Source organism: Paraburkholderia fungorum (genome assembly GCF_046027605.1).
Lineage (GTDB): Bacteria > Pseudomonadota > Gammaproteobacteria > Burkholderiales > Burkholderiaceae > Paraburkholderia > Paraburkholderia fungorum_F.
In genome coordinates this window covers 1-20365 of record NZ_JAQQEF010000026.1, presented here as the reverse complement: position 1 = coordinate 20365, position 20365 = coordinate 1, and the positions used below count along the sequence as shown (strand labels likewise).

General features: G+C 61.1%; 17 protein-coding genes and 1 pseudogene. 14 read left to right on the top strand and 4 right to left on the bottom strand.

The window, feature by feature from the left end; translation table 11 throughout:
- The first annotated feature begins 74 nt into the window (after positions 1 to 74).
- The 4 genes from tauA to PQR53_RS30860 all read left to right on the top strand — a co-directional run bounded on the left by tauA (position 75) and on the right by PQR53_RS30860 (position 4662).
- Entirely contained in the window at positions 75 to 1097 is a 1023-nt protein-coding gene (gene tauA / locus PQR53_RS30875; RefSeq protein ID WP_408462725.1) for a taurine ABC transporter substrate-binding protein, read from the top strand.
- A 49-nt stretch (positions 1098 to 1146) separates the two neighbouring features.
- Entirely contained in the window at positions 1147 to 1962 is an 816-nt protein-coding gene (locus PQR53_RS30870) for a taurine ABC transporter ATP-binding protein (RefSeq protein ID WP_408462722.1), read from the top strand.
- On the top strand, positions 1959 to 2828 hold the full coding sequence (locus tag PQR53_RS30865) for an ABC transporter permease subunit (RefSeq protein WP_408462719.1): 870 nt from the start codon (positions 1959 to 1961) through the stop codon (positions 2826 to 2828). Before PQR53_RS30870 ends, PQR53_RS30865 begins: the two co-directional genes overlap by 4 nt.
- Before the next feature lie 166 nt (positions 2829 to 2994).
- Entirely contained in the window at positions 2995 to 4662 is a 1668-nt protein-coding gene (locus PQR53_RS30860; RefSeq protein WP_408462716.1) for a Na/Pi cotransporter family protein, read from the top strand.
- 20 nt (positions 4663 to 4682) lie between these two features.
- On the opposite strand, the gene PQR53_RS30855 is transcribed toward PQR53_RS30860, so the two are convergent.
- Positions 4683 to 5453 carry a DeoR/GlpR family DNA-binding transcription regulator gene (locus PQR53_RS30855; protein WP_408462713.1) on the bottom strand — a complete coding sequence of 257 codons (771 nt, stop codon included), beginning with the start codon at positions 5451 to 5453 and terminating at the stop codon, positions 4683 to 4685.
- 585 nt (positions 5454 to 6038) lie between these two features.
- Between PQR53_RS30855 and ugpQ the strand changes: the two genes are divergently transcribed.
- The 8 genes from ugpQ (at position 6039) to PQR53_RS30815 (ending at position 16188) form a co-directional block, all read left to right on the top strand.
- The gene (gene ugpQ, locus PQR53_RS30850; protein WP_408462710.1) at positions 6039 to 6803 is read left to right on the top strand and encodes a glycerophosphodiester phosphodiesterase; all 765 of its coding nucleotides are present in this window, start codon (positions 6039 to 6041) and stop codon (positions 6801 to 6803) included.
- Between the two features lie 179 nt (positions 6804 to 6982).
- Entirely contained in the window at positions 6983 to 8095 is a 1113-nt protein-coding gene (locus tag PQR53_RS30845) for an ABC transporter substrate-binding protein (RefSeq protein ID WP_408462707.1), read from the top strand.
- A gap of 127 nt (positions 8096 to 8222) precedes the next feature.
- Positions 8223 to 9161: an ABC transporter permease gene (locus PQR53_RS30840; protein WP_218899449.1), complete on the top strand. Its 939-nt coding sequence runs from the start codon at positions 8223 to 8225 to the stop codon at positions 9159 to 9161.
- Positions 9158 to 9949 (top strand): ABC transporter permease, encoded by a 792-nt coding sequence (locus PQR53_RS30835; RefSeq protein ID WP_408462705.1) that lies wholly within the window; start codon positions 9158 to 9160, stop codon positions 9947 to 9949. The genes PQR53_RS30840 and PQR53_RS30835 overlap by 4 nt, the downstream gene beginning before the upstream one ends.
- A gap of 70 nt (positions 9950 to 10019) precedes the next feature.
- Positions 10020 to 11090 (top strand): ABC transporter ATP-binding protein, encoded by a 1071-nt coding sequence (locus PQR53_RS30830; protein ID WP_408462702.1) that lies wholly within the window; start codon positions 10020 to 10022, stop codon positions 11088 to 11090.
- Positions 11091 to 11481: 391 nt separating this feature from the next.
- Complete coding sequence (locus PQR53_RS30825) at positions 11482 to 12762, top strand: dicarboxylate/amino acid:cation symporter (protein WP_408462700.1); 1281 nt, start codon at positions 11482 to 11484, stop codon at positions 12760 to 12762.
- Positions 12763 to 12818: 56 nt separating this feature from the next.
- Positions 12819 to 14819 carry a sensor histidine kinase gene (locus tag PQR53_RS30820; protein ID WP_408462697.1) on the top strand — a complete coding sequence of 667 codons (2001 nt, stop codon included), beginning with the start codon at positions 12819 to 12821 and terminating at the stop codon, positions 14817 to 14819.
- 16 nt (positions 14820 to 14835) lie between these two features.
- On the top strand, positions 14836 to 16188 hold the full coding sequence (locus tag PQR53_RS30815; protein ID WP_408462695.1) for a sigma-54-dependent transcriptional regulator: 1353 nt from the start codon (positions 14836 to 14838) through the stop codon (positions 16186 to 16188).
- Positions 16189 to 16298: 110 nt separating this feature from the next.
- Here PQR53_RS30815 and PQR53_RS30810 read toward each other — a convergent pair whose 3' ends face one another.
- On the bottom strand, positions 16299 to 16829 hold the full coding sequence (locus tag PQR53_RS30810; protein WP_408462692.1) for a TlpA disulfide reductase family protein: 531 nt from the start codon (positions 16827 to 16829) through the stop codon (positions 16299 to 16301).
- Between the two features lie 371 nt (positions 16830 to 17200).
- Between PQR53_RS30810 and PQR53_RS30805 the strand changes: the two genes are divergently transcribed.
- A complete protein-coding gene (locus PQR53_RS30805) occupies positions 17201 to 17719 on the top strand; it encodes a hypothetical protein (protein ID WP_408462956.1) in 519 nt (172 codons plus the stop codon).
- A gap of 332 nt (positions 17720 to 18051) precedes the next feature.
- Here PQR53_RS30805 and PQR53_RS30800 read toward each other — a convergent pair.
- Positions 18052 to 18654, bottom strand: a pseudogene (locus PQR53_RS30800) (ATP-binding protein); the annotation flags it as partial.
- Positions 18655 to 19149: 495 nt separating this feature from the next.
- Between PQR53_RS30800 and PQR53_RS30795 the strand changes: the two are divergent.
- Positions 19150 to 20178 carry a retron Ec67 family RNA-directed DNA polymerase/endonuclease gene (locus PQR53_RS30795; RefSeq protein ID WP_408462689.1) on the top strand — a complete coding sequence of 343 codons (1029 nt, stop codon included), beginning with the start codon at positions 19150 to 19152 and terminating at the stop codon, positions 20176 to 20178.
- Between the two features lie 57 nt (positions 20179 to 20235).
- On the opposite strand, the gene PQR53_RS30790 is transcribed toward PQR53_RS30795, so the two are convergent.
- On the bottom strand, positions 20236 to 20365 hold a 130-nt coding region (locus tag PQR53_RS30790; RefSeq protein WP_408462953.1), incomplete at its 5' end, for an ATP-binding protein.

The window sequence follows — 20365 nt, the reverse complement described above, 5'->3', positions numbered from 1 at the left end:
AATTAGAACCATGCGCGGACAAACTCCCTATAGTCGAAACCCTCCCAGACAACACGCACTAAAGGGGCTTTCCGATGAACCGCCTGCTTCGTCCGCTCGCCGCATTCGCAACGCTGTTCGCGCTGTCCGCGCCGTTTTCTACCGCCGCACACGCCGACACCAAAGAAGTAGTGATCGCGTATCAGGACATGGTCGTGCCGTGGCGCTATGCGCAGGCCACGGGCGAGGTCGAGAAAGCCACCGGCTACAAGGTCACCTATCGCAAGCTCGGCAGTGGCGCCGACGTGATCCGCGCGCTGGCATCGGGCTCGGTGCAACTCGGCGAAGCCGGGTCGAGCCCGATCGCAGCCGGGCTGTCGCAAGGTGTCGATATTTCGCTGTTCTGGATTCTGGACAACATCAACGATGCCGAAGCGCTGGTCGCACGCGACGGTTCCAACGTCACCAGCATCGCCGGTTTGAAGGGCAAGAAGATTGGCGTGCCGTTCGTGTCCACTTCGCACTTTCACACACTGGTCGCGTTGCAGAACGCCGGCGTGAATCCGTCGGATGTGAAGATCGTCAACCTTCGTCCGCCTGAAGTCGCGGCGGCGTGGGAGCGCGGCGACATCGACGCGACTTACATCTGGGACCCGGTGCTCGCGAAGGTGAAGAAGAACGGCAAGGTGCTGATCACATCGGGTCAGGTTGCGCAGCAAACCGGTAAGGCGACTTTCGACGGCTTTGTGGTCGATCGCAAGTTCGCTAGCCAGAACGCCGAGTTCGTCGCACGTTTCGTGAAGGTGCTGGCCGCGACCGATGCAAGCTACCGCGACCACACGTCGGCATGGACCGCGACGTCGCCGCAGGTCGAGGCGGTTGCGAAGGAGTCGGGCGCCACCGCACAGGAAGTGCCGGCGAGCCTCGCGTTGTATGCGTTCCCGACGCCCGTGCAACAGGCCTCGAATGTGTGGCTTGGCGGTGGCGCGCAATCTGGTGCGGCGAGATCGCTGGCCGCGACAGCCGCGTTCCTGAAGACGCAAGGCACGATTCAGAACGTGCTGGCCGATTACTCGACCGGCGTCGATCCACAGTTCGTGCAGCGTGCGGCGCGGTAACTTTTGAGCAGCTTTGCATGCTTACCCATCAGCATCATGAGGCCCGGCGATGAGCGGTCTTGAGATCCGGCGGCTGCAAGTCGCCTACCAAGGCCCACGCGGCGCGGCGCCGCACATCGCGCTCGCCGATGTTGATCTGTGCATTGAACCGGGTGAATTCGTCGTTGCGCTGGGCGCGTCCGGTTGCGGCAAGACGACATTGCTGAACTGCATCGCCGGTTTCATTCAGCCCACCGAGGGCGAGGTGCGTCTGAACGGTGAACCCGTGCTTGGCCCGGGCGCGGACCGCGGTGTCGTATTCCAGAAGTACGCGCTGATGCCCTGGCTCGACGTGCTGGACAATGTCGCGCTCGGCCTACGCTTTCAGCGTGTGCCGAAGGCGCGGCGCGAGCGCATCGCGTTGGAGATGTTGAACCTGGTTGGCCTCGAGCAGCATGCGCGCGCGCGGGTCTACGCGTTGTCGGGTGGCATGCAGCAGCGCGTGGGCATTGCACGCGCGTTGGCGAGCGATCCGCAAGTGCTGCTGATGGACGAGCCGATGGGCGCACTCGATGCAATGACGCGCGAGTCGATGCAGGAGCTTGTACTGGACGTCTGGGGCCGCACGCGCAAGACGGTGTTTTTCATTACGCATAGCGTTGAGGAAGCGCTGTTTCTGGCGACACGTCTCGTCGTGATGACTCCAGGGCCGGGCCGTATCGCCGAGAGCTACGACCTGCCATTCGCGCGGCGCTTTCTCGAGACACGCGACGCACGCGTGGTGAAGTCGTCGCCGGATTTCATCGAGTGGCGCGAACGGTTGGTGCGCCGTCTGCACGAACGCAATGAGCGCAACCCGCGGGACCAGCAAGAGGTGCTGTCGTGACGGCTTCGCGTGACGCTTTGGGCAACGCGCCTCTGACCCAGGCAAGCAAGCCGCCGCGACGCAAGGCGCGCCCGGTGCGCGGCTGGCGCCTGCCGGGCGAAGGCCCGACCGCGGCGCTAAGCGCGGTCTCGGTCACGACGCTCGCGGCGCTATGGTGGCTGGCCACGCATCTGCACTGGCTGCCTCCGCTATTTCTGCCGACCCCCGAGGCGGTCTGGGCTGCGTTTCTGGACGCCTGGCACGGGCGCATTCAAGGCGGCTTGCCGCTCTCCGAGCATCTCGCGTGGAGTGCGCTGCGCGTGTTCGGCGCGTTCGCGCTCGCCGCGATCACGGCGGTGCCGCTCGGGATTCTGATGGGCGTGAGCCGGGTTGCGCGCGGCTTGCTCGATCCGCCGCTGGAGTTCTACCGACCGTTGCCGCCGCTTGCCTATCTGCCGCTGGTGGTGATCTGGTTCGGTATCGACGAGACGGCGAAGATCGTCGTGATCTACCTTGCCTGTTTCGCGCCGATTGCCATGGCGGCGCGCGCAGGCGTGCGTAGCGCAACCATCGAGCAGATTCATGCGGCTTATTCGCTGGGTGGCCGCTTCACGCAGATCGTGCGCTATGTGGTCCTGCCGGCGGCGTTGCCTGAGATCCTGACCGGCTTGCGGATCGCGATCGGTTTTGGCTGGACCACCCTGGTTGCCGCCGAGATGGTCGCGGCCACCGCCGGCCTGGGTCAGATGGTGCTCAACGCGTCGAGCTTTCTGCGTACCGATGTGGTGGTGATGGGCATCGTGCTGATCGGACTGATCGCGTGGCTGTTCGATCTCGGCATGCGCGCGCTGGAGCGGCGGCTGGTGCCGTGGAAGGGACGCGTGTAGTTGCTGTTTCCGCCCAGTCGGTCCCGTGGTTGCACGGGCGCATATTTAAAAGCACAAAATTACAATAAGGCAAAAATGTGCAACACTACTGTCATAAACATCCCGGGTGCCGGCTCACGCGGCATGCGGTTCGGGTTATGGCAGCAGGACGGATGCGCAGTGCCTTATGTTGATTCTCCTTAACCTTCTAGCCGGTGTGGCGCTCCTCGTGTGGGGCTCGCACATTGTACGTACCGGCATCCTGCGCGTGCTCGGCGCCGACCTGCGCAGCGTCCTCGGGCGCAGCACCAGCAGCCGCTGGCGCGCCTTCCTCGCGGGCGTCGGCGTCACGAGCCTCGTGCAGAGCAGCAATGCAACGGCGGTGATCGTCACGTCGTTCGCCGCGCAAGGTTTGCTGCCGCTCACCAGCGGCCTCGCGATCATGCTGGGCGCCGACGTCGGCACCGCGCTCATGGCGCGGCTGCTCACGCTCGATCTGTCATGGCTGTCACCGATCCTGATTCTGTTCGGCGTGCCGCTCTTTCTGTCGCGCAAGCAAACCCGTCTCGGCCAGGCCGGCCGGACGCTGATCGGGCTCGGCTTGATCCTGCTGGCGCTGCATCTGATCGTCGAAGCCGCGCAGCCGATGATGCAAGGCGCCGGCGTGCGCGTAATGTTCGGTGCGCTGACCGGCGACACCATGCTCGACGCGCTGGTCGGCGCGGCATTTGCGATGCTGTCCTATTCGAGTCTCGCGGCGGTCCTGCTGACGGCAACGCTTGCCTCGTCCGGCGTGATTTCACTGAAGGTGGCGTTGTGTCTCGTGATCGGCGCGAACCTCGGCAGCGGCCTGCTCGCGCTGATGGGCACGGTCGCGCAGAACGCGGCGGCGCGGCGTCTCGCCTTGGGCAGTCTGGCGTTCAAGCTGGCCGGCGCATTGCTGATCCTGCCGTTCGCACCGCTGCTTGCACGCGGGCTGCCGGTGCTGATCGCGAATCCGCGCGAAGCGGTGGTTGGCTTTCACGTGATCTACAACACGCTGCGTTGCTGCGCATGCCTTTCGCTGATCGATCCGGTGGCGCGCATCTGCTCACGGGTGTTGCCGGACCGGCCGCTGCCGAACGGCGAACTGCGGCCGCTGCATCTGGATGCCGCAGCGCTTTCCACCCCCACGCTCGCACTCGCGCATGCCGCGCGGGAGGTGCTGCGCATCGGCGACATCGTGCGCACCATGCTCGATAACGTCGCGGAACTGATTCATCAAAACAGCATCGAGAAGGCGCGCGAAACGGTCCGTATGGACGACGACGTGGACGAACTCTACGCCGCGGTCAAAAGCTATCTGACGCTGATCTCCCGCGAGCAACTCGACGAAGCCGACAGCCGCCGCTGGACTGACATCATCGCGTTGACGATCAATCTGGAGCATGCGGGCGACATCATTGAGCGGATCGTCCGCGATATCGAGGAAAAGAAGATCGCGCACCGGCTGTCGTTTTCGGAGGAAGGGCTGGGCGAACTGGACGACCTGCAGGCGAGGCTCGTCAGCAATCTGCAGCTTGGGCTGTCGGTGTTTCTGAACAACGATCTGCGGTGTGCCGAACGGCTGCTGGCGGAGAAGGAGCGCTTTCGCGATCTGGAGCGCGCGTATTCATACAAGCACCTGGACCGGCTTGCCGGGCAAAGCTTGCGCAGCATCGAGACCAGTGCGTTGCATCTGGATCTGATCAGCGACATGAAGCGGCTCAATTCGCTGTTTTGTTCAACGGCCTATCCGGTGCTCGACGCAGCCGGCGCATTGCATGACACGCGGCTGCGCAAGCGTGTGCTCGATACGATGCATGTGAAGGAATAGGGCGAGGCCTACTTCTACGCCTACGCCAGAACGATCTCGTCCAGCTTCTTTTTGAGTGACGCAAAATCGGCGGCTTCGGCCGCCTTTTTGTTGGTGACGAGTACATCGATCCGATTGACTGGACAGTACGAAATCCGGCTGCGCTGACCGATCTTGCTGTAGTCGGCGAGGATCACCACGCGGTCCGCATTGGCGACCATGGCGCGCGCGACTTCGGTTTCGGCGTGATCGTAGTTGGTCGCGCCATGCCGGTGATCGATACCTACCGGCGAGAGCAGAGCCATGTCCGCACGATAGCGGTGGATGTCGAGCACGGTAGTGGCGCCGGTGGTCGCCATGGCGCGATCGCTGATCGAACCGCCCAGCAGGATCACTTCGTTGGCGGCTTCCGTTTGGTCCACGGCGCCGCGCATTTTCAGCGCGACGTCGATCGAATTGGTGACGATCGTCAGGTTCGCCAGTTTTGCCAACTGTTCAGCGAGTGCCGCCGTAGTGGTGCCCGCATCGATGAAAAGCGTTTGCCCGCTCGCGATCAATCCCGTGGCCGCCTTGGCGATCGCCGTTTTGGATTTGACACGCATGTGGGCGCGCTCGGCGATTGGCGCTTCGCTCACGGGTTTGATCGCGCCGCCATGCACGCGCTGCAATTCACCCAGCGCTTCCAGGTCGAGCAGATCGCGCCGCACGGTTTCGCGCGACACCCCGAGATCCGCCATGATCCGTTCGGTCGACACGCGTTGAAGCGTGGACAGCAACGCGCGAATTCTCTGATGACGGTCTTCCTGCCACATGCAATTTTCCCTGGATGCGAACGCGCGCTCACACGGCTTGTTTTTGATCGTGTCATCGTGGACATGGATGTGTGTCCGGACGATGTCAAGCCTACTACTTTGGCCCCATTGTGTTGTATTTTTTTGGCAGCTTGCAAGTTTGTGTATTTCACCTTAGCCTTCGCAGATTGAGGCTGGGCGCCGTTTTCGAACATCAAATGTTCGAAAAGGAATTGAATGTCCAGTCGCGAGCGTTTCGCGGCGCTTTGGGGCAATCTGATTGACTGATGCCGTCGCCATAATGGATCCTCGGAGTTGCCGCCTGAACCATTTCCCGCAGCACGTGCGCTGCCTGGAAGCCGCACGGTTTGGGATCCTGACAATAAGATTGCCGGGCGGACACGCAGCTGACCGTCGCGACGCGCGCGCGGGCCTGGCCATATGACCAGCTATCGCAGCGTCGCCCTTGGCGCGATACTACGCTCGGGGCTCACGCGCGGGACCGACGCATAAACGCTGCACGGCGCGGCTGTGGCATGGCGGCGGTGGCAGCCGGGAACGTGTCGAGAGCATATTTAACCCGCTCTATCTGGAAGGTAACGAGACGTGGGAAACGGGATTGATCGCACCTTATCCGCAGACTGGCCGTATCCGAAGCTGATTGCGCATCGTTGCGGCGGCACGCTGGCGCCGGAGAACACGCTGGCTGGTTTCGACGCGTGCGTGCGCTACGGCTACCGCATGGTCGAATTCGACGCCAAACTCTCCGCTGACAACCAGCTCTTTCTGCTGCACGACGACACGCTGGAACGCACAACCAACGGCCATGGCGCCGCTGCTGAACACACTTGGAAGCAACTGGCCGCGCTCGATGCCGGCGCCTGGTTCGGGCCGCAGTTCGCCGGCACGCACCTGCCGACACTCTCCGAGGCCGCCGGACGTTGCGCACGGGATGGGCTTGCCGCCAACATCGAAATCAAACCCTGCCCTGGCCGTGACGAGATCACCGGGCGCCTCGTCGCAAGCGGCGCACTGACTTTGTGGCAGGGGCAGACGCCGCCGCTGCTTTCATCGTTTTCGTTCGAGGCGCTCGTAGCGGCGCGCGATGCGGCGCCCTCGCTGCAACGCGGCATGCTGTTCGAAGAGGTGCCGGCTGACTGGCTGCGCATCGTGCGGGAACTGGACTGCGTGTCGTTGCACGCGAGCCACCGGTATCTGACCGAGCCTCTGGTCGCCGGGATCAAGGAGGCCGGGTTGCGCGTGCTGGCCTACACGGTGAACGATCCTGAGCGGGCGCGGCTGCTCGCACAATGGGGCGTCGACATGATTTGTACAGATCGCATCGATAGACTGGAACACGCCATGTTTTGAGCGCGGGTTGAGCGCGGGAGAGCGCGGACCGGGCACACGGCATGGTGTTTCAGGCGCGGGTACACCCGGACCGCGCATCGCGCGAGCGAATGAGTTCGAGCTTGCACGGCGTGTGTCCAGACAGCGAGAAACCAGAAATTTTCCAAACGTAGCAATTTCGGCAGAGGATGGGGAAGACTATGAAGCGCACCGCGTTAGCCCGTTTACTTTCGATGTCGGCCGCTGCGGGTGTCGCCGCAGCCGGCGTGAGCAGCGCTTCGGCCGCGCCGCTCGATGCACTGGTCGCCGCCGCGAAGCAGGAAGGCCAACTCACCGTGATCGCGTTGCCGCACGACTGGTGCAACTACGGCCAACTGGTGGCCGGTTTTCAGAAGAAATACGGCATCAAGATCAACGAGCTGAATCCGGATGCGGGTTCCGGCGACGAAATCGAAGCCATCAAGGCGAACAAGGGCAACAAGGGTCCGCAAGCGCCTGACGTAATCGACGTGGGTTTGTCGTTCGGTCCGAGTGCGAAGGCCGAGGGTTTGCTGCAGCCGTACAAGGTCGCTTCGTGGAACTCGATTCCGAAAGAGTCGAAAGATGCCGACGGCTATTGGTATGGCGATTACTACGGCGTGCTGGCTTTTGAAGTGAACGCCGACATGATCGACAAGGCGCCTTCCGACTGGAGCGATCTGCTCAAGTCAGACTATAAAAATGCCGTCTCGCTGGCCGGCGACCCGCGTTCAGCCAACCAGGCGATCCAGGCAGTGTTTGCCGCAGGCCTCTCGCAAAGCAAGGGCGATGTGAGCAAGGCGGACAAGGCCGGCCTCAAGTATTTCGCCGATCTGAACAAGAGCGGCAACTTTGTGCCGGTGATCGGCAAGGCCGCGTCGCTCGCGCAGGGCACCACACCGATCGTCGTGCGTTGGGACTACAACGCGCTGGCTGATCGCGACACGCTCAAGGGCAATCCGAAGGTGCAGGTGGTGATTCCGAAAACGGGCGTAGTCGCCGGTGTGTACGTTCAGGCAATCAGCGCTTATGCGCCGCATCCGAATGCCGCCAAGCTGTGGATGGAATACCTGTATTCCGACGAAGGCCAGATCGGCTGGCTGACCGGCTACTGCCATCCGATGCGCTATAACGAATTGGTGGCCCAGAAGAAGGTGCCGCAGGCGCTGCTCGACAAGCTGCCGCCGCCGTCGTCTTACAAAAACGTGGTGTTCCCGACATTGTCCCAACAGGACGCCACCAAAGACACGATCACGAAGCATTGGGACGAAGCGGTCGGCGCGAACGTCAAATAGTCGGCGTGACGCATGTCCGCGAACGGCTCGGGCTCGTAGCGCAGGGTGCTGCGGCGAGCAATTCGCGGCTGCGTCCCGCCACGGTTGATGAGCATAAGCGGGCCAGAAAAGCCCCGAAGGGTGAGCTATGAGTGCTTCATCGGATGCTGGATCGGTGCAGCCGGAATTGCTGGTTCCGCCTGTGCCCACGCCAACGCCTCGGATCGACGGTCCGGGCCGCGCGTCGCAGTTGCTTGCGTGGATCGGCGTGGTGCCGTTTTTTACCTTCGCGTTGTTGTTCCTGATTCTGCCAACCGGCTTTCTGATGGTCGGCGCATTTCAGGATTCGCAAGGCCACTTCACGCTCGCCAATTTCCGTGATCTGCTCCAGCCCACGGTGATGGACGCCTACTGGATCAGCTTCAAGGTGAGCGCCGCTTCCGCGCTCGGCGGCGCGTTGATCGGCTCGCTGCTCGCGTGGGCGGCCGTGCAGGGCAAACTGCCGGGCTGGATTCGCCCTACGCTGATGACGTTCTCCGGCGTCGCGTCGAATTTTGCCGGCGTGCCGCTCGCGTTCGCCTTCATCTGCACGTTGGGACGCGTCGGTCTCGTGACCGTATTGCTGAAGAAGTACCTCGGCTTCAATCTGTACTCCACAGGCTTCAGCGTCTTGAGCTTCTCCGGGTTGACGCTGACCTACCTGTACTTCCAGATTCCCTTGATGGTGCTGATCGTCACGCCCGCACTCGACGGGCTGAAGCGCGAATGGCGTGAAGCCTGCGACTGTCTCGGCGGCACGGCCTTCCAATACTGGCGCCACGTGGCGTTGCCGGTGTTGTGGCCGAGCGTGCTCGGCGCGACGCTGCTGCTGTTCGCCAATTCATTCGGCGCGGTCGCCACGGCTTATGCGCTGACCGGCAGTTCGCTGAACATCGTCACGATCCTGCTGTACGCGCAGATTCGCGGTGACGTGATGCACAACACGAATCTCGGCTATGCGCTCGCCCTCGGCATGGTGCTCGTGACGGGCTTGTCGAATGGCGGCTACATCTGGTTGCGTTCGCGCGCTGAAAGGGGGCGTCGATGAAAGGCCAATCGCGGGTGGGCGCGTGGACCGCGATGATCGTCGGTTCGCTGTACTTTCTGATTCCGTTGCTCGCCACGTTCGAATTCAGCCTGCGCATGAAGCGCGGTGTCTATAGCTTCGAAGCGTATAGCGTCGTGCTGGGCGATCCGCGGTTTCAGGCCTCGTTCGGCTATTCGATCCTGATGGCGGTGCTGACGATTATCGTCGGCGTATTGCTGGTGGTACCCACTGCGTACTACGTGCAGTTGCGGTTGCCGAAGCTTAGGCCGGTCGTCGAATTCATCACGCTATTGCCGCTGGTAGTGCCGGCGATCGTGATCGTGTTCGGTTATCTGCGCATCTATGACAGCAGCTCGATTCTGCCGCTCACCGGCAACGAACGCGCGACCGACCTGTTACTGGTGTTCGGTTACGTGACACTCTCGCTGCCCTATATGTATCGCGCGGTCGATGCCGGTTTGCGCGCGGTCGACGTGCGGTCGCTGACCGAAGCCGCCGAATGTCTTGGTGCAAATTGGCCGACGATCCTGTTCAAGGTGATCTTCCCGAATATCCGCTCGGGCATTCTGTCCGGCGCGTTTCTCACCTTTGCCGTGGTGATCGGCGAATTCACGCTGGCGAGTCTGCTGGACCGCCCGGCGTTCGGTCCGTATCTGCAATTGATCGGTGCGAACCGTGCGTATGAACCGTCGGCGCTCGCGATCATCGCGTTTGTGATTACGTGGGCGTCGATGGGTCTGATTCAGGTATTCGGCTCGGCCCGCGCGCTTAGCGGCCAGAAAGTTTGACAAGCAGGTTCGACAGCTAAGTTTGACGGCTAAGTTAGACCAATAAGTGTGACCACTGAGGCGGCGAATCATGGCATTCCTTGAGATCGAAAATCTGCATAAGGCCTTTGGGGTGAACACGGCGCTGCATCACTTCGACATGAAGATCGAGCGCGGCGAATTCATCACGTTCCTTGGACCGTCCGGCTGCGGCAAGACCACGGTGTTGCGGATGATCGCCGGCTTCGAAACGCCGACGCGCGGCACCATCCGGATCGATAACAAGGACGTGACGCATCTGCGCACGCGGCAGCGCAAGGTCGGCATGGTGTTTCAGTCGTATGCGCTGTTTCCGAACATGACGGTGGCCGATAACATCGGCTTTGGATTGAAGATCACGCACCGTCCGCAGGCGGAGATCGGCAAGCGCGTCGAGGAGATGTTGCAACTGATCAAGCTGCCGCATCTCGGCGAGCGGTATCCGTGGCAATTGTCCGGTGGTCAGCAGCAGCGTGTGGCATTGGCGCGCGCACTTGCCGGCAAGCCGCAAGTGCTGTTGCTCGATGAACCGCTGTCGGCGCTCGACGCGAAGATTCGCATTTCGTTGCGGCAAGACATTCGGGCGTTGCAGCGGGAGTTGGGCATCACGTCGATTTTCGTGACTCACGATCAGGAAGAGGCGTTGTCGATTTCGGACCGCATCGTCGTGATGAACGAGGGGCGTGTCGAGCAGATCGGCTCGCCGCTGGAGATCTACAACTATCCTCGCACGCGGTTTGTCGCGTCGTTTGTTGGAACGCTCAATATTCTGGCTGGGCATGTGATCGATCCGAAAACCGGCAAGATGACCGTCGACGGTCAGGAGCTGACCACCACGCAAGAGCTGCCGGCAGACGATGCCGGCAAGAAACGTATGCTCGCGTTACGGCCCGAAGCAATCGTGCTGGAGCCGGCCGCGCCGGGCCGCAACACGCTGAACGCAACCGTCGAAGAAGTGAATTTCCTCGGCGCGGTGGTGCGCATCAGAACGCGCGTGAAAGATGCGGTCATTTCTCTCGATGTGTTCAACGATCCGAATCGCGGCTTGCCTGAGCGGGGGCAACCGGTGTCGCTCGGTTTCTCGCATGAGAATCTGCTGGTGCTGGAAGAAGGCGGTGCATAGAAACCGAACAGCCGAAATCCGCGAAACCCGCAGCCCAAAAGGCTCTGCGGGTTTTCCCGAGGTCTGCGGCGAAAGGATTCCGGATTCCCCGACACCCCTCGTCCGGATTTCCGGAATCCCGGACGGCGCCCGCCGTAACGCACCAAAAACCCTATAAAAATCAAAGCGATTGGCTTTTCATCAAGCTGGCATCGAGCTTGCAATTTAGAGGACGCGGCCGCAACGGTCCGACAACTAAAGCAAGGAGACAACGATGTCTGATTTCCCTCCCCGGTATTTCTGAATTCGTCGTCTTGTCGCGGCCTTATGCCGTGCACAGGCGTGACGACTATTCGTTCGCATGATGCGCAGCGTGGCAGGCCTTGAGCTCACCCATATCGCAGGAAACATCGTGAAGAAACCTATCCACAAAGTGCTGTACGTCCAGGTGATCGTGGCGATCATCATCGGCATTGCGCTCGGCCATTATTCGCCGGACTTCGCCGTCGACATGAAGCCGCTCGGCGACGGCTTCATCAAACTCATCAAGATGGTGATCGGGCCGATCATCTTCTGTACGGTGGTGACAGGTATCGCCGGTATGGAAGACATGAAGAAGGTCGGGCGCGTCGGCGGCAAGGCGCTGCTGTACTTCGAAGTGGTGTCGAGCTTCGCGCTCGTGCTCGGTCTGATCGCAACCCACGTGCTGAAGCCTGGTGTCGGCTTCAACATCGACCCGGCCACGCTCGACGGCAAGGCGGTCGCTTCGTACGCCGCCAAGGCGCACGGCCAGACCACAGTCGACTTCCTGATGCACATCATCCCGGACACGCTCGTGTCGGCCTTCGCACAGGGTGAGATCCTGCAGATACTCCTGATCGCGCTGCTGTTCGGCGCGGTATTGGCCACGGCCGGTGAGAGGGGCAAGGTCGTGACGAACTTTATCGACGGCCTCTCGCATGTGTTGTTCGGCATCGTGCGCATCATCACGAAGCTGGCGCCGATCGGTGCGTTCGGTGCGATGGCCTTCACCATCGGCAAGTATGGGATCGGCTCGCTGGTACCGATGCTCAAGCTGATCGGCACGTTCTATCTGACTTCGATCGTGTTCGTGGTGGTCGTACTCGGCATCATCGCGCGTGCGGTTGGTTTCAACATCTTGCGCTTTGTCGGCTACATCAAGGAAGAGATGCTGATCGTGCTCGGCACGAGTTCGTCCGAAGCAGCGCTGCCGCAACTGATGCTGAAGCTCGAGAAGCTCGGCTGCTCGCGCTCAGTGGTGGGCCTTGTGGTGCCGACCGGTTATTCGTTCAACCTCGACGGCACCAACATCTACATGACGATGGCCGTGCTGTTCATCGCGCAAGCCACCAACACTGACCTCACCTGGACGCAGCAGCTCACGCTGCTGGCGGTGACGATGCTGACCTCGAAGGGCGCGAGCGGTGTGACGGGCGCAGGCTTCATCACGCTGGCCGCTACGCTCGCCGTGGTGCCGACCATTCCGCTGTCGGGCATGGTGCTGATTCTCGGTATCGACCGCTTCATGAGCGAATGCCGCGCGCTGACGAACATCGTCGGCAACGGTGTGGCGACGGTGGTGGTATCGGCATGGGAAAAGGAACTAGACCGCAACAAGCTGAACGCCGCATTGCGGGGTGACGTCGCGGTTAAAGAGCCGGCTGGCGTTTAAGCCGCACCGGCCGCGACTTCCGCCATCCTCCCGATCACGGCCGCGGACGCCCACCGATGAAAGCGGCGCCCGCGCACCGGGATCCCGCGCCGTCGGCCGCCCAGGTTCGCGCCGACGGCGCGTCGCCTTATGCCACAATGTCTGATCCTCACCGATCGGATATTGCCAACGTGACGCGTCGCCTGCTGATCCTCTTCGCGCTCGTGGCTGGGCTCGCGGCGGCGTGCGGGCTCACGTACAGCATCGCATGGCAGCGCGGCATCGGCAATTTGCGGCACAACGCCTCGGTGCGGGTCGATCGCACCACCAGCGCGCTGAAAAGCACGCTCGAGCGTTATGAGTCGCTGCCTTATCTGCTGGCCGAACATCCCATTGTGCAAGACGTGCTGGTCAATCCCAGTCCCGCCAACGTCGAACGCGCCAATCTCTATCTCGAAGACCTCAACCGCCATGCGCGAGCAACGGTCACCTACATCATTCCGCTCGACGGCTATTGTGTTGCCGCGAGCAACTGGCAAGGGCCGGGCAGTTTCATCGGCGCGGGCTATCAATTCCGGCCGTATTTTCTCGATGCGGTGAAGGGCGGCGTGGGCCGCTTCTTCGGTATCGGCACGATTTCACAGGCGCCGGGTTACTACATCTCGCAGCCGGTGCGGCGCGAGGGCAAGATCGTCGGCGTGGCGGTCGTCAAACTCGATCTCGAATGGTTCCAGGGCGTGGATGCGTCCGAGCCCCTGGTTGTCGCCGACGACCATGGTGTGATCTTTCTGTCGTCAATGCCGGCGTGGAAATACCACACGATCCGGCCGTTGTCGGGGCCGGTCGCCGATTCGATCTATCAGGCGCGCCAATACGCGCAGCAACCGATCGCGCCGCTGCCGGTGACGATCGAGCGCACGCTCGAAGACAACGCGCAGATCGTGCGCATCGGCGGTGGCCGCTATGCCCCGCGTTATCTGGCGTCGCGGCGCGGCATGGGCGAGCCGGACTGGCATCTGATTACGATGTCGCCCGTCAATCCGGTCGATGCCGACGCGCGCAATGCCACCATCGTCACCGGCTTTGGTTACGTGTCGCTGGTGTTGCTCGCGTTCTACTGGAGAATGCGCCGCGCGCGGGTGCGTGAGGTGATGCGCAGCCGCTCGTTGTTGCAGAAGGCCTACGCTGAATTGAACCAACGCGTGGCCGAGCGCACCGTGGATCTCTCGCAGGCAAACGAGCAATTGCAGAAGGAAGTCGCCGAGCGTACGCGCGCCGAACAGGAACTGCGCGCGGCTCACGACGAACTGATCCAGGCCAGCAAACTCGCCGCGCTGGGTCAGATGGCGGCGGGCATCACGCATGAATTGAATCAGCCGCTCGCGGCGCTGCGCGGTTTCTCGGACAACACGCGCGTGCTGCTGGAACGCGGCGACCAGGCAGCGGCGCGCGAAAATCTTGAAGCGATCGCGGCGCTCACCGAGCGCATGGGCAAGATCACCAATCAGTTGAAGCTGTTCGTCGGCCGCGCGCGGCCGCGCAGTGCGCGTGCACCGATCATGCGGGCGTTGCGCAACGTGATCGCGTTGCTGCAAAAGCGCTTGCAAGGCGTCGAAGTCGAGTTCGCTTTGCTCGATGCCGACACCGGCGTGGATACGCCGCTGAATCTCGCAGACGATCATCCCGAGCTGGTTGCCCATTGCGACGATCTGCGGCTTGAACAGGTGCTAATCAACCTGCTCGGCAACGCGCTCGACGCAACGGCGGGAATGACGCCGCCGCGCATTTCGATCGAGATCGAAGCGGCTGAGACGAGCCTGTCGTTCGCTGTGCGCGACAACGGCCCAGGCATTCCCGACGACGTGCTGCCGCGCCTGTTCGAACCGTTCTTTACGACGAAGGACATGGGCCAGGGGCTGGGGCTCGGTCTCGCGATTTCATCGTCGATTGCACGCGATTACGGCGGCGCCCTGGTGGCGCGCAACGCTCAGGACGGCGGTGCACTATTCGTGTTGACGCTGCGCCGCGCGCGCGTGCAGACGAGCCATACATCGGATCCGCTCACCACGGGTTCCTGAATCAGACGAGAACGACATGCTGAACCACGGCTTGCAAGTGCTGTACATCGAAGACGACGAACTGGTGCGGCGCGCCAGCGTGCAGAGCTTGCAACTGGCGGGCTTCGACGTGATCGGCCATGCGTCGGCGGAATCCGCGGCGAAGATGATCAGCGCGGATTTCTCCGGGGTGGTGGTCAGCGATATTCGCTTGCCTGGCGCGAGCGGTCTCGAATTGCTCGCACAGTGCCATGAGCGTGCGCCCGACGTGCCAGTGATTCTGGTCACCGGTCATGGCGATATTTCGATGGCCGTGCAGGCCATGCGTGACGGCGCCTACGACTTCATCGAAAAGCCATTTGCCTCCGAGCGCCTGATCGAAACCGTGCGACGCGCACTGGAGCGCCGCAAGCTGGTGTTGGAGAATCTCGCGCTGCGTCGTGAACTGGCCGGGCAGAACTCGGTGGCGCCGCGCATCATCGGCCGTAGTCTGGCGATCGAACAGGTGCGGCGGCTGATCGCGAATATCGCGCCGACCGACGCGTCGGTGTTGATCAACGGCGACACCGGCGCGGGCAAGGAGTTGATCGCGCGCAGTCTGCATGAACTGTCGCCGCGACGTGACAAGCCGTTTATCGCGGTGAATTGCGGCGCGCTGCCGGAGCCGATGTTCGAGTCGGAGATGTTCGGTTACGAACCCGGTGCATTCACCGGCGCGGCAAAACGCCGGATCGGCAAGCTTGAACATGCTTCGGGCGGCACGCTGTTCCTCGACGAAATCGAGAGCATGCCGCTTGCGTTGCAAGTCAAGCTGCTGCGCGTGTTGCAGGACGGCGTACTGGAACGGCTCGGCTCGAATCAGCCGATCCGCGTGAATTGCCGGGTGGTGGCCGCCGCCAAGGGCGACATGGCCGAGCATGTCGCCGACGGCTCGTTCCGTCGCGACTTGCTGTACCGGTTGAACGTGGTGACGATTGCCCTGCCGCCCCTGGGCGAGCGTCGCGAGGACATCGTGCCGTTGTTCGAACACTTCCTGCTGGATGCGGCGGTGCGTTACCAACGCCCTGCGCCGATTCTCACGGACCGGCAGCGCGCGAGCCTGATGCAGCGCGAATGGCCGGGGAATGTGCGTGAACTGCGCAATGCCGCCGACCGCTTCGTGCTCGGCGTCGCCGAGGATCCGGTGATGTCTTTTACCGACGAGGGCGTCGCGACGCAACCGCTGAAAGAACGCGTCGAGCAATTCGAGCGGGCGGTAATCGCGGAGGCGTTGGAGCAGGCCGGCGGAGTGGTCGCAGTCGCGGCAGACAGGCTGCAGCTTGGCAAGGCGACGCTCTACGAGAAGATCAAGCGATATGGCCTCGCGGCCAAAGGGGAAGGGGAGCGGTGAGGATTTGAAGCGCCGGCGGCGGGGAGGTAGGACCTCGGCGCCGCCGCGTTTGAGTGAGGGTGCTTTGCTTCAGGCGTAGCGTTGCGATCAAGCGGTGATCAGGCCAGTACTCAGGCCGCGTTCAACGCTTTTTCCAGCAACTGGTCGAGTTCCGCGAATTGCGGTTCGCCCACGTAGCGTTTCAGAATCCTGCCGTCCTTGTCGACCAGGAACGTGGTCGGCGTGAGCTGGACGTTGCCAAACTGCCTGGCGGCCGAGCCGTCGTCCATCGCCACCTTGAACGGCAACTGGCGGGTTTGCGAGTAGTTGGCCACGTACATCGGCGCATCGTAGTTCATCGCGACGGCGACGAATTCGAGCCCTTTGCCCTTGAAGCGGTTATAGGTCTGAACCATCTGCGGCATTTCCTTCATGCAGGTGTCGCAGCTGGTCGCCCAGAAGTTGACCAGATAGACCTTGCCTTTCAGGTCGGCGGTCGAAACTTTCTGGCCCGACAGCAAAGTGAAAGTTGCATCCGGCACGCGTTGTTGGCCCGCAAACGCGAAATAGCCAGCAATCGCAATCGCGACGGCCACCACGGCGATGATGATGATGCGAATCGGATTCGCGCGCCGTGCGGCGGTGGACGGAGTGGAGCTCATGAACGGAACCTCGAGAGTCGCGCGGAACGCGCGGGACAGTGCGTTGGTCTGGATTGCGTTTGGACTGTTAGATCCGGGTGCTGCCAAGCGTCGTTATTGTAGCCCTATTCCGGCCGCGCGGCAGAGCGCAGCCCGGGAGGGGATAATAGGGTTTTACGTTCCTGTCAGTCCGATCTTCTGTCTCCATGCTCCGAACTGCTTTTCGTTGCCTCGCCCAAATTTCCGTAGCCTTGCGAATCCCGCGCATCCCGATAACCCCGTTTGGCCGCTCCATTAGCCGTTCCTTGAGTTTCTCCCTGGCCGACCGTCGCACGGCCAGTGCCGCTTCTGGCTTGACTCGCTCGCAGCAGGGGCGTGCAGTACTTGTCGCGATGGTTGGCGCGCTAGCGTTGGGCGGCGCATTGACAGCCTGTTCGCCGACCTTTGACTGGCGGACCATCATGAATAACGACAACGGCTACACGGTCGATCTGCCGGCCAAGCCGGGCAATGACCAGCGCGCGGTCCAGATCGACGGCAAACCGATGCAGATGGCGATGCAGACAGCCGAAGCCGGCGACGCCGTGTTCGCAGTCGGCACCGTCATGCTGCCTGACGACGACGAAGCGACGCAGCGCGCCGCCCTCGAATTTTTGCGCACTGGTCTCGCCCGCAACATCGGTGCCGCGCCAGATGCACACGGGGTGCAAATCCCGCTCGCCGCCGGCGGCCAGGTGCCGGGTCTGGAAATGAAGCTGAGCGGTGAGGCTGGTTCCCAACACGAAACGCGTACCGTCTATGCCCGGCTGGTCGCGCGTGGCCGCCATGTGTATCAGGCCGCGATCATTGCTTCCAAGCCGCTGCAGCAGGAGCAGGTCGACCAGTTTTTTTCGTCGTTCCAACTGTATTGAGAGCGGTAGCTTTGGCCGATTCGGCGCGCGGTAGATCGTAGGGCATAGTGAAAGTTCCTTCGTAGCATCGCGCGCTAATTCCCGGTTTACGTTGAGATTTTTTGGTTGCGCACCGTGCCTGTGGATAACTCTGTTGAGAACTCCGCGTTTTTTGCCGCAGATGCCCATCCCATGGGCATTCTGTCAGAGTCGGGCGGCTCGCGGCAGGCAAAAAAACTCAATAAAATCAATACCATTTCGTCGCATGCTTCCGTGGGCCTTTCAGATGTTTCAAAATTTATCTGGAACGCCCACATGTGCATAAGTCAAGTCTTGACAGTGGATTTTTCGCCTTATAGCGACCCGAAAGCCCGGCGATATTGAATGGCTTCGCCAATCTGCGCGGCGCTCGGCATGGCGGTGCCGGCGAGGTCGGCGATGGTCCGCGCCACCTTCAGGACTCTGTAGTACGCACGCGCCGACCAGCCGAAGCGCTCGCCGGCCTGACGCAACAGCGCTTCGCCCGCGGCGTCCGGGCGGCAGACCTCGTCCACTTCCCTTCCGCCCAGTTCCCGATTGGTTTTGCCTTGCCGCGCTAGTTGCCGCTCGCGAGCGGCATTTACCCGCAGTGCGATCGACGCGCTCGATTCACCGGTAACGGTGGAGCGTGCCGACAACTCCGCTGGAGTTAGCGCAGGGATCTCGATCTGAATGTCGATCCGGTCGAGCAGTGGCCCCGAGAGTTTGCGCAGATAGCGCGCCGCGATCTCCGGCGTGCAGCGGCAGCGGCCGTTGGGGTCGCCGCGCCATCCGCATGGACAAGGGTTCATCGCGGCGATCAGTTGGCAGGCTGCCGGAAAGTCCGCTTGCAGGGCGGCCCGGGAGATCGTGATGCGACCGGCCTCGAGTGGCTCGCGCAGGGTTTCCAGCACGTGACGTTCGAACTCCGGCATTTTACTGTTTGGCGAAATTCTCCAGAAATGGTCCAAGTTTTGACCGGCTTCGCCGCCTGTACCCTAGCTGGACACAATGCCGGATGGTGCGGCTCTATCTTGAATTTTGGCAACCCGGCGAACCCGGCCCGTCACGCGTTCAAGTGCGTGAAACTCCATATCCGCCGTTGAGCCAGCTGGCCGCACCCTTGCGGTGTGGGCAGCTGAGTTGTGCCCGCAGGTTACTTGCGATGCGTCTGTAGACCGAAAGGAGAGGCGGCGAACTTGGTTGAGGAGGTGTCTGATATCGTCAAAGGATTGGCCGTGTTTCAGCATCGTAGAGGTGATTTTGCTTTGGATAACATGCCTCTCGGTCGAGCTCTTTGATATTATCTGAACAGCCTCGTAGACAGAATTTCTGCCATGAATCATGGCACTTGGTAACAAAGTTAGGACCTATGCTGCATCGATATCATCCGAAATGACGCCATGAGGAGATAGCGAACAATACGCGTTGGAGTGTCTACGGGGTTTTTCATTGAAATGTTGCCGAAGAATAAACTGGAGTGGTTTCAATCCGCCAAATCGCGTGCGGCGCTCGCAATGCTCTTGGATATCAAGCACCAAGACCTGACGTATCTGCTCTACGTAAAAAAAGACGCAGAAAAATACAATCAGTTTTCTATTCCCAAGAGGAGCGGCGGAACCCGAGATATTTTCGCTCCCACCTCAGAATTGAAGTCGTTGCAGCGGAAGCTGGCGGCCGCATTGGAGGAGTGCATTTCTGATATCGAAAAGCTTACCAATAGAAAAAATAAAGCATCTCACGGCTTTCGACTTGGTAAGAGCATTCTCACAAACGCTTCCGCTCACCGTAATAAGCGTTACGTTTTCAACATAGACCTTGAGGATTTTTTTCCTAGTATCACTGGCCAGAGAGTCCGGGGTTTTCTCATCAAAGACAGGAATTTTGCATTCGATGCGAGTATCGCCACCACTATCGCTCATATTGCGTGTCGAGACGGAAAGCTCCCCCAAGGTAGTCCATGTTCCCCTGTTATCTCAAACATGATTGCAGGGGTTTTAGATGTTCATCTTTCGCGACTGGCAAAGGTGCATGGTTGCATCTATACCAGATACGCCGACGACATCACATTTTCCACGAACAAAGAAGACTTCCCCGTCGATATTGCTTGCCGTGATGACGGTAACGAACATTGCTGGAAAGTTGGTGCAGAGCTGCATCGATTGATTCTGAGAAGTGGATTCGCAATCAACGAAAAGAAGACCCGCATGCAGTATCGAGATTCGAGGCAGCAGGTTACCGGGCTCGTGGTGAACAAGAAGGTCAACGTCAGCGCCGAATATCGCTATCTTGTGCGTGCTTACGTCGCGGCATTGGTTAAGAACGGAAAATATGTTGTCAAGCGTCAGGTTACCGATGTGACGGGCAACCTAGAAACGGTCACTGAAGACGGAACGCCGGCGCAACTCCAAGGGATGTTGGGCTTCATTCATTCTGTCGATAGTGTTGTTAATTTGCGCTGAATCCTGACCCAGGATTTGCATCGAATACTGACCCACCCTTTGATCCAGTTTTGGGGTTCAGGTTGGGTGTTTCGGGGTTCGTTTTCTCTCCTTTTCAGGCTGTGTCGTGCTGTTCCTGAAACGATAGCTATCGTTGCCGGTTTCTACAATGTGACAGTGATGCGTGAGCCGGTCGAGCAGCGCCGTG